9 protein-coding genes are annotated in these 12,953 nt (G+C 66.6%); 1 reads left to right on the top strand and 8 read right to left on the bottom strand.

Going from position 1 to position 12,953, the window contains the following annotated elements; all coding sequences use genetic code 11:
* Positions 1 to 12 precede the first annotated feature (12 nt).
* Entirely contained in the window at positions 13 to 1,368 is a 1,356-nt protein-coding gene (locus ABKS89_RS12655; protein WP_348589285.1) for a DUF1329 domain-containing protein, read from the top strand.
* Between the two features lie 182 nt (positions 1,369 to 1,550).
* Here ABKS89_RS12655 and ABKS89_RS12650 read toward each other — a convergent pair whose 3' ends face one another.
* The 8 genes from ABKS89_RS12650 to ABKS89_RS12615 form a co-directional block, all read right to left on the bottom strand.
* Entirely contained in the window at positions 1,551 to 1,820 is a 270-nt protein-coding gene (locus tag ABKS89_RS12650) for a hypothetical protein (protein WP_348589286.1), read from the bottom strand.
* A 197-nt stretch (positions 1,821 to 2,017) separates the two neighbouring features.
* Positions 2,018 to 3,160, bottom strand: coding sequence for an acyl-CoA dehydrogenase family protein (locus tag ABKS89_RS12645; RefSeq protein WP_348589287.1), 1,143 nt, complete (start codon positions 3,158 to 3,160; stop codon positions 2,018 to 2,020).
* 12 nt (positions 3,161 to 3,172) lie between these two features.
* The gene (locus ABKS89_RS12640; RefSeq protein ID WP_348589288.1) at positions 3,173 to 4,372 is read right to left on the bottom strand and encodes an acyl-CoA dehydrogenase family protein; all 1,200 of its coding nucleotides are present in this window, start codon (positions 4,370 to 4,372) and stop codon (positions 3,173 to 3,175) included.
* 49 nt (positions 4,373 to 4,421) lie between these two features.
* Entirely contained in the window at positions 4,422 to 5,507 is a 1,086-nt protein-coding gene (locus ABKS89_RS12635; RefSeq protein ID WP_253452917.1) for a Zn-dependent alcohol dehydrogenase, read from the bottom strand.
* A 53-nt stretch (positions 5,508 to 5,560) separates the two neighbouring features.
* Positions 5,561 to 6,898 (bottom strand): coniferyl aldehyde dehydrogenase, encoded by a 1,338-nt coding sequence (locus ABKS89_RS12630; protein WP_348589289.1) that lies wholly within the window; start codon positions 6,896 to 6,898, stop codon positions 5,561 to 5,563.
* Positions 6,899 to 7,009: 111 nt separating this feature from the next.
* The gene (locus ABKS89_RS12625) at positions 7,010 to 9,343 is read right to left on the bottom strand and encodes a helix-turn-helix transcriptional regulator (RefSeq protein WP_348589290.1); all 2,334 of its coding nucleotides are present in this window, start codon (positions 9,341 to 9,343) and stop codon (positions 7,010 to 7,012) included.
* A 309-nt stretch (positions 9,344 to 9,652) separates the two neighbouring features.
* Positions 9,653 to 11,020, bottom strand: coding sequence for a DUF1329 domain-containing protein (locus ABKS89_RS12620; RefSeq protein WP_348589291.1), 1,368 nt, complete (start codon positions 11,018 to 11,020; stop codon positions 9,653 to 9,655).
* A 22-nt stretch (positions 11,021 to 11,042) separates the two neighbouring features.
* Positions 11,043 to 12,893, bottom strand: a complete 1,851-nt coding sequence (locus ABKS89_RS12615; RefSeq protein ID WP_348589292.1) for a DUF1302 domain-containing protein — start codon at positions 12,891 to 12,893, stop codon at positions 11,043 to 11,045.
* Positions 12,894 to 12,953 lie beyond the last annotated feature (60 nt).

The following is a 12,953-nucleotide window of genomic DNA, read 5'->3' as shown; positions in this document are numbered from 1 at the left end:
GGAGAAAACCCGATGAACAAGAAACTTGCGTGCGCTTCACTGCTGTTCCTGGCCCTGCCCTTCAACCTCCAGGCCGCCGTTCCCGAAACGGAAGCGGCGAAACTGGGCAACGCCCTCACGCCCCTGGGTGCGGAGCGTGCCGGCAATGCCGACGGAAGCATTCCCGCCTGGGACGGTGGCCTGCCGGCCAACGTCGGCAGCCGCGGCGCCGATGGCCGCCTGAGCGACCCCTTCGCGGCCGACAAACCGCTGTTCACCATCACTGCGCAGAACATGGCGCAGTACGTGGCGAACCTCACTCCCGGGCAACAGGCGATGCTCAAGCGCTACCCCGACTATCACCTCAACGTGTATCCCGCACACCGCTCGGCAACCTACCCGGCAGCGGTACTGCAAGCTGTGGCCGCGAATGCGCGCCATGCTAGCCTGGTCGAAGGCGGCAACGGCCTGAAGGACTTCCAGACGGCGATCCCGTTCCCCATTCCGCAGAGCGGCGTCGAAGCGCTGTGGAACCACATCACCCGCTACCGCGGCGGCAGCGCCCAGCGCCTGCACGTGCAAGCGACGCCCACCGCCAACGGCACCTACACGCCCACCTACTTCCAGCAGCAGTTCAGCTACCGCGACCAGCTCACCGACTACAGCCCGGACAAGGACAACAACGTCCTCTTCTACTACAAGCAGCTGGTCACCGCGCCGGCGCGCCTGGCGGGCGATGTGGTGCTGGTCCACGAGACCCTCGACCAGGTCCGCGAGCCGCGCATGGCCTGGGTCTACAACGCCGGCCAGCGCCGTGTGCGGCGCGCCCCGCAAATCGCCTACGACGGCCCCTACCCGGCCTCCGATGGCCTGCGCGTGGCGGACAACCTGGACATGTTCAACGGCGCGCCGGACCGCTACGACTGGAAGCTGATCGGCAAGAAGGAAATCTATGTCCCGTACAACAGCTTCGCCCTCGACTCCACCGCCCACCGCTATGACGACCTGGTCAAACCCGGCCACCTCAACCAGGACCTGGTGCGCTACGAAAAGCACCGCGTCTGGCAGGTCGAAGGCACCCTGCGCGCCGGCGAGCGACACATCTACGCGCGCCGCGTGCTGTTCCTCGACGAGGACACCTGGCAGGCCGTGCTCGCCGACCACTACGACGGCCGCGGCACCCTCTGGCGCGTGGGTGAGAGCTTCATGACGCCGCTGTACGACAAGCAGATTCCCTGGCTGGGCGTGGAAGCCCTCTACGACCTCATCAATGGCCGCTACCTGGTGTCGGGCCTGACCAACCAGGAGAAGTCCCAGGTGGAGTTCGGCTTCAAGGCCAGCAGCGTCGACTACACACCGACGGCGCTGAGGAACCAGGGCATCCGCTGAATCCTGCTGATTCCAGCGGAGTTGACAGCGAGGTCGTCGGTTCTTGCTTCAGGGTCGATCAACCCTTGGATATTGAGACGGCATCAGCAGGAGCCTGCGGGCTCCTGCTGATGCCGTTCTTTCATCGGTAGGCAGGTTCCGGCCAGGAACGGTCATCCAGATTGAGAGCCATGTGGAGAGAATCAGGCCTCGATTTCAAATCTACTCAGCAACGCGGCGCCATCCGAAACACTAAGGACTTCATCGATCGCTGCGATCTTCCGGATCGCGTGGTCGAGTTGATAGTCAGCGTTGCTGTATGCAGCCTCTGCCAAATTGTGGAGGGCATAGGCCATATGTGCCGCAACACGAACGCACATTGGAGCATCTGCTTCGCCGCCCAAATAATCAGCGAGCAGCGTCCTGATCTCAAGCAATGCGAGGGCGAGTAGCCTGGTCTGGTCAGTCTGCATAGAAGATCCCGATCGTTGAAACGAGTGTGCGAAACGAATTTCAAGAGGGTATACAAACTCGTAGACAGGCAGAAGCTAATGACCTCCAGGGGTCAGTAGTTGCCTCTCGCGAAGCACTGTGATCCAGACAAGAGCGGGCACTACGGGAGGGCCGCAGCACCGGGCCTCGCCGGCCCGGTGAACGGTTTGAGAGTGGATCAGGCCGAAGTCATCAAGTCGCTGAAGACCTGCAGGTGATGGTCATCGTCGCCCAAATGACGGGCGACCATCAGCAGGTGCTTGGCATGGTGCGAGAGCTGGTATTCCCAGGTCAGGCCGATGCCGCCATGCAGCTGCACGCTCTCGTCGGCGATCAGGCGGGCCGCGCGGCTGACGATGTACTTGGCCGCCGCCAGGGCGCGGCTGCGCTCGGCGCTGTCCGGCTCATCGGCCAGGCAAGCGGCGAGCAGCGCCATGGAGCTGGCCTGGTCCAGTTCGATACGCAGGTCGACCATGCGGTGCTGCAGGGCCTGGAACTTGCCGATGACGTTGCCGAACTGCTGGCGTGTTTTCAGGTAGTCGAGGGTCAGCGCACAGGCCGCTTCCATGCTGCCGACCGCCTCGGCGCACTGCGCGGCGATGGCCCTTCCCTGCTGGTAGCGCAGCGCGGCCAGCGCGCCGCCTTCCGCGCCCAGCAGGGCGGCGGTGGGCACGAACACCTGGTCCAGGTACAGGTCGCAGGCCATGCGGCCATCCAGCGTCGGGTAGTCCCGACGACGCACGCCGGGGCTGTCGGGGTCGACCAGGAACAGGCTGATCCCCGCCTCGTCCAGCGGCTCGCCCTCGGTGCGTGCCGATACCAGAATCAGCCCGGCACTCTGTCCGCCGAAGACCACGCTCTTGCGCCCGTCCAGCAGCCAGCCGCCGGACGTGAGGCTGGCGGTGCTGTGGACATCGTGCAGCTGGTAATGGCTTTGCGGCTCATCGACGGCCAGCGCCAGTTGCAACTCGCCGCTGGCGACTCGCGGCAGCAGTTCGGCGCCCTGTGCCGGGTTGGCCAGTTGCGCCAGCAGTCCGCCGGCGTACACCACCGAATGCAGGTAGGGTTCCAGGCACAGGCCACGGCCCAGCTCGGCGCAGACCAGGCCCACTTCCACACCCTGTCCGGCAAATCCGCCATGGCCTTCGGCAAACGGTACGGCGCACAGCCCCAGCTCACCCAGTTGCGCCCAGAAGGCCCGGCTGAAGCCGTCCGGTTCGCGCCGGTTGGCCTCGCGCTGTTCGAAGCTGTAGTGGTCGCGCACCAGGCGCGCCGCGGTGTCCTGCAGCATCTGCTGCTCTGCGCTCAATTTGAAGTCCATGCTGCGGGCTCCTTACAACTCAAGGATCATCTTGGCGATGATGTTCTTCTGGATCTCGTTGGAGCCGCCGTAGATCGAGGCCTTTCGCGAGTCGAGGTACTGGTAGGCGGCAGTGGCGCTGTCGGTGCTGTGCAGCACCTCGCCCGGCCTGCCTTCCAGACCCAGTTCGTCCTCCAGGAAGGGCAGCGCGTAGCTACCCACGGCCTTGGTCAGCAGGTAGACGATCTGCTGGCGCACCTCGGTGCCCTTGACCTTGAGAATCGAGCTTTCGGCACCCGGCACTCCGCCATCGCGGGCCGCCACCAGCGCGCGCAGGTTGCTCATGTCGGCTGCCATCAGTTGCATCTCCACGGCGGCGACCTGCGCCCGGAACAGCGGGTCTTCGAGCAGCGGCCGGCCGTTGCGCAACTCCTGCGCCGCCACCTGCTTGAGCTTGCGCAGCAGCACCTTGGTCTGGTTGATGCCGCCGATGCTGGTGCGTTCGTGGGTCAGCAGGTACTTGGCGCAGGTCCAGCCTTCGTTCTCGCGGCCCACCAGGTTTTCAACCGGAACGCGCACGTTGTCGAAGAACACTTCGTTGACCTCGTGTTCGCCGTCCAGGGTGATGATCGGCCGCACCGTGATGCCCGGTGTCTTCATGTCGATCAGGAGGAAACTGATGCCGCGCTGCTGGGGCGCGTCCGGATCGGTACGGACCAGGCAGAACATCCAGTCGGCGTAATGCGCCAGGGTGGTCCAGATCTTCTGGCCGTTCACCACGTAGTGATCGCCGTCGCGCACGGCGCGGGTCTTCAGCGCGGCCAGGTCGGAACCGGCACCCGGCTCTGAATAGCCCTGGCACCACCAGTCGGAGCTGTCGAGGATGCGCGGCAGGAAGCGCGCCTTCTGCTCCGGCGTACCGAAACGGATCAGCACCGGCGCCACCATCTTCGCGCCGAAGGCGACCACCCGTGGCGCGCCAGCGGCGAAGCACTCTTCCTCGAAAATATGTTTCTGCACGGCGCCCCAGCCCGGGCCGCCATACTCCGCGGGCCAGCCCGGCACCAGCCAGCCGCGCTGGTTGAGGATGCGCATCCAGCGCACCTGGTCTTCCTTGCTCAGGCGCTTGCCGGCGAGGATGCGTTGCGCCAGCTCCGGGGGCAGCTCGGCGCGCAGGAACGCGCGCACCTCTTCGCGGAACGCCTGTTCCTCGGGGGTGAAGTGGATATCCATCAGTGAACTCCTGGTACCGGGCCGCCGACTGCGGGCGGCCCCGGGCAAGTCATTGGTCGAAGACGATCACCGAGCGAGCCAGCTCGCCGCGACGCAGTTCATCGAAGGCCTGGTTGATCTGGTCCAGGCGGATGCGCTGGGAAATCATCTCGTCGAGCTTGAGCCGGCCGGCCATGTAGAAATCCACCAGCGCGGGCATGTCCACCGGGAAGCGGTTGGAGCCCATCAACGAGCCCTGCAGGCGACGTTCGTGGAGCAGCTGGTAGGGGTCGACCTCGATCTTCAGGCCCGGCTTGATCATGCCGATGATGGTGGCGGTGCCCCCGCGCGCCAGCATGCCGAAGGCCTGCTCGGCAGTCTGCTTGAGGCCGATGCACTCGAAGGCGTGATGCACGCCGCCACGGGTCAGTTCCAGCACCTGCTTCACCGCGTCGCCGCCCTTGCCGTTGACCACATCGGTGGCACCGAACTGGCGGGCCAGCTCCAGCTTGGAGTCGAGCATGTCGATGGCGATGATCCGCCCGGCCCCGGCCAGTGCCGCGCCATTGATCGCCGCCAGGCCGATACCGCCACAACCGATCACCGCGACCGTTTCGCCAGGACGGACCTTGGCCGTGTTGAACACCGCACCGGTACCGGTGGTAACGGCACAGCCGAGCAATGCGGCGCGGTCCAGCGGCATGTCGCGGCGGATTGCCACGCAGGCGTTCTCGTGCACCAGCATCTGCTCGGCGAAGGCCGAGAGGTTGACGAACTGCGGCATGGGCTTCTGCGCATAGCTCAGGCGCGGCTCTTCGTCCTTGTCACGCTTGGTCTCCGGCGAAACGCAGCGCGACAGGTGGCCCGTCACACAGTGTTCGCAGTGGCCGCAGAACACCGTCAGGCAGGTCACCACGTGATCGCCGGGCTTGACCGTGCGCACCTCGGAGCCGACCTGCTCGACGATGCCGGCGGCCTCGTGGCCGAGCACCATGGGGCCAGGATAGGGATAGGAGCCGTCGATCACGTGCAGATCCGAATGGCAGACGCCCACGGCGACGGTACGGATCAGGACTTCGCGCGGACCGGGCTTGCTGATGCCGACGTCTTCGATGCTCAGCGGCGCGCCGACCTGGTGGAATACAGCTGCTTTCATGGTGTGCCTTCTCGACGGTAGGGGAATTCGACAGTGACGGGAGCCGGCGTGGATCAGCCGGCGCGGTAGATGGCCCTGGCGTGGCTGAAGGTGCGGAAGCCATCGATGCCGTGGTAGGCGCCCATGCCGCTGTGGCCGACGCCACCGAAGGGCAGGCTTTCCAGCCCGGCGTGGTGCATCACTTCGTTGAGCGTCACGCCGCCGGAACAGGTGCGTTCGAGCACTGCACGCTCCTCGCCGGCATCGCTGCCGAACCAGTACAGGCCGAGGGGGCGCGGGCGGGCGTTGACGTAGGCGATGGCCTCGTCGAAGTGGCGATACGGCTTGATCGGCAGGAGCGGCCCGAAGATCTCGTCCTGCATGACCTGCAGGCCTTCGCCGGGGTCACGCAGCAGGGTCGGCGCAAGCTTGCGACGCGCGGGGTCGAGCGTTTCGCCGGCCGGGTTGAGTTCGACCAGTTCGACGCCCGCAGCCTGCGCCTCGTCCAGGTAGCCGCGCAGGCGCTGGTAATGGCGGGCGTTGATGACGGCGGTGTACTCGGGGTTGTCGGCCAGCGTCGGGAAGACCTTGGCGACGACAGCGCGGGCGATCTCGACAAAGGCGTCCAGCAACTCCTCGGGGACCAATACGTAGTCCGGCGCCACGCACAGCTGGCCGGCGTTCATCAGCTTGCCGAGCATGATCTTGCTGGCCGCGCTCTTCAGGTCGGCCGAGCGGGACACGATGGCCGGCGACTTGCCGCCCAGCTCCAGGGTCACCGGCACCAGGTTCTCGGCGGCCGCGCGCAGCACATGCCGGCCAATGCTGCCGGCGCCGGTGAACAGCAGGTGGTCGAAGGGCTGGCGGCAGAAAGCCTGGCCGACTTCCGCCGGGCCGGTGACCACCGCCACCTCGTCCTCGGCATAGACCTCACGGATCATCCGGGCGATCAGTGCCGAGGTCTGCGGGTTGAACTCCGAAGGTTTGATCATGACCCGGTTGCCCGCTGCCAGCGCACCGGCCAAGCCCTTGAAGACCATATTGGCCGGTACGTTCCAGGCAGTGACGATGCCCACCACGCCCAGCGGCTGGTACTGCACCCAGGCCTCGCCGCGCGGCGCCTGGCGGCGCTCCGGCTGCATCCACTGGTGCAGCTCGTCACGGGTCTGGCGCAGGGTGGCCAGCGGCGACAGCACGTCGCTATGGCGCGAAAAGGTCGGGCTGCGCTGGCCGAAGTCCGCGTCGAGCGCTTCGATCAGCGCCGCCTCGTGACGGACCAGCAGGTCGATGGCGCGGTCGATCAACTCGATGCGCTGCTCGGCGCTCCACGGCTCGCCCGCTCGGCTGGCGGCGTGCTGGCGCTGCAGGATCGCACGGATCGCGGCGTCATCCGGGTGGGCGGTGGCGGTCATGGCAGAGGCTCCTCAGCTAGGCAATCGAGCCGGCGGACAGCGCCGGCGAGTCGCTGCAATGGTTGGGGCTATGCCCGCCGCAGGGCGCCACCCGGATCAGGTGGTACGGCCTCAGGCGAGCAATCCACGGGCCTTGGCGAAGGCGATCGCCTGGGTGCGTCGGCTGGTGCCGAGCTTCGCGTTGATGTTCTTGGCGTGGTACTTGACGGTATTCACCGAGAGGAACAGGACATCGGCGATTTCCTGGTTCGACAGGCCCTCGGCGAGCCGCTCGAGTACCGCCGCTTCACGGGCCGTCAGCTCCTCCTGATAGCCGCCGGCGTCGGCCCCCTCCTCTTCGATTTCCTGCTGTTGCCGGAAGCGCAGCACCTCCGCGCGCAGCTGGCCAAACCCGCTCCGGCTGCAGTGCTCGACGATCACCCGCAATCGCGCCGCTGCCTGCTCGCGCCGCCCCAGGTGGTGCTCTGCCTGCGCCACCAGCCATTGCACCTCCAGGCTCAGGGTGGGCGGCAGCAGGGTCGACAGCGCCCCCCCCACCGGGTACTGCCCGGCGAGCAGGCCGCCGGCATCGAGCACGCCACGCCAGTCTCGCCGTTGCGCCAGGCCCTTCAATTGCTGCAGGGCCAGCGCGGGCTGGTAGCAGTGCCGGTCGATACCGGCGCACTGCATGGCCCGCTCGCCGCGCCGGACCTGGGCCTGCGCCAAGGCCGGGTTGCCGCGACGACCAGCCACCTCGGCCAGTCCAAGGTAACTGCCCAGCACGAAGGGCGCGTCGCAATCGCGCAGGTGCGGCTGGGCGGCCCGCAGCGTCAGGTCGGCGTCCTCCACGGCGCCCTGCGCCAGCAAAAGATCAGCGCGAGTGAGCATCAGGCGCCCCAGTACCGGGTCCCAATCCAGCCCGGCCTGCGCGCGCCCCTGCAGCCCATCCTCGAGCAACAGCCCGGCCAGCTCCAGCTCACCGGCCAGCATCAGCCCGCGCAGGCACTCGCCCTGCAGCAACGCCTCGCTGTCCTGGCAGCCCTGTCGGCGCGCCTGCTCCAGCGCGGCGTGCCAGTGCGCCTGCGCCTCCCGCACGCGACCGCTGGCCTGCAGAACCCGTCCCAGGGTGAACTGGCAGAGCAGGTGCGACAGCCAGTCCCTCGGCTCGTCGCCCAGGTTGGCCAGCGCCTCGCGGCAGTGCCGCTCGGCCCCATCAAGTTCACCGCGGAACGCCTGGACGCCACCGACAAGGGCTTGCCAGTGCGCCAGCAGCAGACGGTTATGCTCCGCAGTGGCCGCCGGCAGGAAGCGCGACAAGCCGGCCAGGCTGCGCTCGGCTTCGCCGACCCGGCCACTGAGCAACAGCGCCAGCGAACTGAGGTAGATCAACCGAGGGGTGCCTTCCAGCAGCTCGCCAGGCAGTTGCCGACGCCACTCCAGCACGCGCCGCAAGTGACGGTCGGCAAGTTGCCAGCTGGGCTTCAGGCGCTCGATGTAGGTCGCCGCCACCTCGGGTTGCCGCGCCCGCAGGGCCTGGTCGATGGCGTCGTGCAGCTGCCCTGCCAGGCTGAGCAGGCGGCAGGCATGCAAGCGCAGGCGCGCCAGCTCGTCCGGTGCGATGGCATCGTGCAGCAGGCTGGCGACCAGAGGCTGGACGCGGTACCAGTGCTCCTCCGCGTCCAGCGGCTGGATGAACACCTGCAGGTGCAGCAGACGGCCCAGTGCCTGGGCGCCGGCACCGGCTTCCCAGAGCTGGGCGCAAAGCTCGGCGGAGAACCTGGGCAGGTGGCACAGCCCATGGAACACCCGGCGCTCCCCGTCCGTCAGGCGCACCAGCACTTCGCGTTGCAGGTAGTCGCGCAGCAGTGTCCTTCCCTGGCTGTTGCCGGCCAGCAGAAGGCAGGCGGCACCCCACCAGCCGCCGCACCTCAGCCAGATATCCTCGCGCTGCGCTTCGTCGGCATCAGCCGCGATACGGCGGCAGACCGACTCGTAATCGCGGTGTGACATGCACAGTTGAGCCACGCCCAGCTCCAGAAGATCGCCTCGCAACAACAGCGATGGCAGGTCCCACGCGGGCCGCTGGCGGCAGCTGACGCACAGGCGTACACGGCACTCCGGCAGGTGCAGCAACTGCTCGAACCAGTTGTTCAGTTCAAGGCACAGGTCACCTGCCAGATCGTCCAGCACCAGGCGCAACGGCCGGCCCGGCAGACCGAGCAGACGCAGCAGTTGCACCGGGCCGGTGGCGGCTGGAAAACCCAGCGCCAAGGTAATCTTCGAGCAGAGTTCGGCCAGCCCCGGCGCCTGCCCGCGGCAGCTCAGCCACAGCAGTCTCTCGCCAGCGGCGCCGCCGACGAAACTCTCGCAGAGCAGCACCGTCTTGCCGTATCCCGCCGGTGCACACAGCAACGTCAGGCGCTGCCGGCCATCGCGCACAGCGGCGGCAAGCGCGCCGCGCGGCACATGGTGCTCCGGGAGCCGTGGAAGAATGGCAACGGGCGCGCACGCCCAGTTCGAACTGACACCCAGACCTTGCATGATGGGCCTCGATCCATGGTGTGGCGGGAGCAGCAGGCGGTGCGAAGGCACAGGAGCCCGCCGAGTCTGTAATCAGACTGCAAAACACCGTGGAAAAAGGCGCCACCCGTGTCAGGTGGCGGCCGCAGGATGGCGATGCTCGGTGGCCCGGACAAAGAGCGCCGGAGCGGGAGCAGGACGCCCCGGCGCAGGCACGGCGATGACCGACGCATCGCCGCATTCGGACAGACTGCCTCAGCGGATACCGGCGTTGCGCAGGGCCGCGGGGGTGAAGTCGTTCATGCTGAACTTCTGGTCGTACTGGGTGGCCTTCTTCGATTCGTTGGTCATGCCGAACACCAGGTAGCGACCAGCGATCAGGTCGTACAGCGCCTGCGCCGCATAGAGGCTGACGCCGTGCTGGTAATCGTTGACCTGGTAACCCTCGCCGACGCGCCAGAGCTGGCCGCGACCGTCATAGTGGTCCACCTCCAGCAGCGACCAGGTGTCCTCGTCGAAGAACATGTGGCGCTTGGCGTAGATGTGCCGCTGGCCGGGCTTGAGGGTGCCCTCCACTTCCCAGACCCGGTGCAGCTCGTAGCGCGTCAGGTCCTGGTCGATGTGGCCCGGCTTGAGGATGTCGGTGTACTTGAGCTTGGGCGACCAGAGCCGGTAGTTGTTGTACGGCACGTACATCTCGCGCTTGCCGATCAGCTTCCACTGGTAGCGGTCCGGCGAGCCGTTGTACATGTCGGCGTTGTCCGCGGTGCGCAAGCCATCGGCAGCTGTGCCGGGGCCATCGTAGGCGACCTGCGGGGCGCGGCGTACGCGGCGCTGGCCGGCGTTGTAGGACCAGGCATTGCGCGGCTCCTTCACCTGGTCGATGGTCTCGTGCACCAGCAGCACATTGCCGGCCATGCGCGACGGCGCGGTCACCGCCTGCTTGACCAGGAACAGGTAGTTGGCGGCCTTCTGCGCATCCACGTCAGGCATCAGGAAGGGAATGGCGACGTCCTGCTGCATCTCGACCACGGTGAAGTCACCGTTGACCTGTGGCGTGGCCTGGGCGATCTGCTGCGTGTAGCTGGTGCCGCGGTAGCGCGTCTCGTGGTTCCACACCACTTCCACGCCGGACTTGGGAATCGGGAAAGGGTAGTAATGCCCGGCGAAGTTGCTCAGGCCGTCGCCGTCGTTGACCAGTTCGGTGGACTGGGCGCTCTTCTTCGCCGCCGCGTAGATCGAGTCCGGCGAGGAAGCGCTGCGGCGAGTCGGGTAGACCGGGATACGGTAGGTGTCCGGGTAGCGCTGGAACATCGCCTGCTGGCCGGGGGTCAGCTTGTCCTTGTACTGCTCGACGTTGGCGCGGGTGATGACGAACAGTGGCTTGTCGGCGGCGAAGGGATCGCCGAGGAAGCCGTTGCCGTCCACCGGCGCCGCGCCGGGCTTCAGCCCGCCGGTCCAGGCCGGGATGCTGCCGTCGGCGTTGGCGGCCATTTCGCCGCCCAGCGGTGTCAGGCTGGTTCCGAGCCGGGCCGCTTCGTCCGCGGAAATGGCGGCCATGACACTGGTGGTCAGCAGCGACAGCGCGAGGACGCCGGTTTGCAGGAGTGCGATCTTTTTCATGCGGGTATCTGCCTGTGCTGGATCAGAAGTTCACGCCGAAACTGAGCGAGACGAAGTCGCGGTCAGTCAGGGTGTTGTACTTGCCGTCGAAGTAGTTGGTGTAACTGAGGCTGGCGGTGTAGGTGTTCAGGTAGTCGGCATCCAGGCCCAGGCTGATGGCCTTGGCGCCCTCTTCGAAGTTCGGCCCGCGACCTTCAACGTCATGGGACCAGGCGAGGTTCGGCTTGAGGTTCACCCCGGCGAAGACGTTGGGATAATCGAGCATGCCGCGCAGCCGGTAGCCCCAGGAGTCGCTGGTGTAGAAACCGTGGCTGTTGCACTCCTGCGCGGGGTTGCTGGCGTTGGCCAGACCGACGTTGGTGCCGGCGCAGCTGGTCGCACCGGCGGCGCCGGGCAGGATGCCGGAGCCGAACGCGGGGTTGCGGCCGAAACGGATGTCGGTGCCATCAGCATCACCTAGTCCGTTGATGCGGTTGTAGCCCACCTCACCGATCAGCGTCAGGCGCTCGGCGCCCATCACCTGGTCGAAGAACTGCGTCGCGGTCATCTGCGCCTGCAGCACCGGCATGCGCTTGTAACCGTTGATCACGCCACCGTTGGGCACGTCGGCGATGTAGCCACTGGTGACCAGCGGCGACAGGCCCGGAGTGCCGCGCACGTTGGTGGTGGCGCTGAGCAGGTCGGCGGTGTTGATCTGCAGCGGCATGTTCGGCCGGTAGCTCAGCTCGCCACCCAGCGAGGTCCCGCCGATGTTGGTCTGGAAGCTCAGGCCGTAGAGACGGATGTCCTCGGGGTAGTCGATGAAGTAGCCGGCGCTGCGCGGCACGTTCAGCGCGTTGGGCGGCGAGCCCGCGCCCTTGGTGCGCACGGTGCTGAGGAACGGGTTGCGGCTGTGGTAGTTCATCGCATAGGCCGCGACTTCGGTGTCGTTCAGCTCGGGGATGAACCAGCGCAGTGCCAGGCCGAACTGGCCGCCGTCGCGCGCATCGTTGTCCTTGACCCGCGGGATGTAGACATCGTCCAGCCCCCGGGCGATGGCCAGGGCGCTGCCCTTGTTGGTGGCCTGGCCGGGCGCGAGGTCCAGCCCGGACACCACCAGGCGGTCATCGCACCCCTTGGGGATACCATCGTTGCCGAAGAAGGTCCCGCAGTTGTCGGCCACCGACTTGTCCCATTCGATCTGGTAGAAGCCTTCGGCGGTGACGTTCTCCATCAGCCCCTGGGACAGGTAGAACATGTTCACCGGCACCAGCGCTTCCTTCACCTCGGAACCCGGGCGGCGCAGCGCGGCGACGTCGATGGGGTTGATCGAGTTGATGCCGTTCTGGATGAAGGTGCTCTCGCCCCAGCTGACCACCTGCTTGCCCAGCCGCACGTTGCCCGGCAGGTCGCCCAGCTCGTAGTTGTGGTAGACGAAGCTGTCGAGGAACATCGCCCCGGAAGACTTGGCGGCCTGGTCGCGGCCATGGTCGTCGATATCGTAGAAGTGCTGGCTGCCATCCTTGAGCTCGGAGTCGTACCAGTACTTGCCGCGCACGAATGCACCGCTGTCGCCGTACTTGAGTTCCAGATCGTGCAGCCCCTTGAAGATGGTCGAGAAGTTCTCGCCACTCTTGAAGTTCAGGCGACCGTCATCCACGGTGCGCGACGACGACTTGCCGCCCTTCACGCCCATCGAGTTGAAGTTGGAGATGAACTGTTTGTCGGGGGACTGGGTGGACCAGCTGGCACCGATCGACAACGAAGAGTCGAACTTGCCTTCGATCTCCCCGATGTTGAAGTCGACGGCGTAGGCCTGCGAACCGACGCCCAGGGCGACGGCGGCGGCCAGCAGCTGCGGCTGAAAAACTCCGCGTTTTGTTGTTCTTGTCATGCGGCGCTCCGAAAGCGGATCAGTGTTTGGAGAGCCGATGCTAGCGAGGGGTGGAGTGCG

The sequence above is a fragment of the Pseudomonas sp. LABIM340 genome (assembly GCF_040017195.2).
Taxonomy (GTDB): Bacteria; Pseudomonadota; Gammaproteobacteria; order Pseudomonadales; family Pseudomonadaceae; genus Pseudomonas.
Note: the sequence above shows the minus strand (reverse complement) of the source record. Positions and strands in the feature narration are given on the sequence as shown.

Excerpts from the sequence above, each read along its gene's own strand:
- ABKS89_RS12655 (WP_348589285.1), top strand. The coding sequence starts at position 13 with ATGAACAAGAAACTTGCGTGCGCTTCACTGCTGTTCCTGGCCCTGCCC.
- ABKS89_RS12650 (WP_348589286.1), bottom strand. The coding sequence starts at position 1,820 with ATGCAGACTGACCAGACCAGGCTACTCGCCCTCGCATTGCTTGAGATC.
- ABKS89_RS12645 (WP_348589287.1), bottom strand. The coding sequence starts at position 3,160 with ATGGACTTCAAATTGAGCGCAGAGCAGCAGATGCTGCAGGACACCGCG.
- ABKS89_RS12640 (WP_348589288.1), bottom strand. The coding sequence starts at position 4,372 with ATGGATATCCACTTCACCCCCGAGGAACAGGCGTTCCGCGAAGAGGTG.
- ABKS89_RS12635 (WP_253452917.1), bottom strand. The coding sequence starts at position 5,507 with ATGAAAGCAGCTGTATTCCACCAGGTCGGCGCGCCGCTGAGCATCGAA.
- ABKS89_RS12630 (WP_348589289.1), bottom strand. The coding sequence starts at position 6,898 with ATGACCGCCACCGCCCACCCGGATGACGCCGCGATCCGTGCGATCCTG.
- ABKS89_RS12620 (WP_348589291.1), bottom strand. The coding sequence starts at position 11,020 with ATGAAAAAGATCGCACTCCTGCAAACCGGCGTCCTCGCGCTGTCGCTG.
- ABKS89_RS12615 (WP_348589292.1), bottom strand. The coding sequence starts at position 12,893 with ATGACAAGAACAACAAAACGCGGAGTTTTTCAGCCGCAGCTGCTGGCC.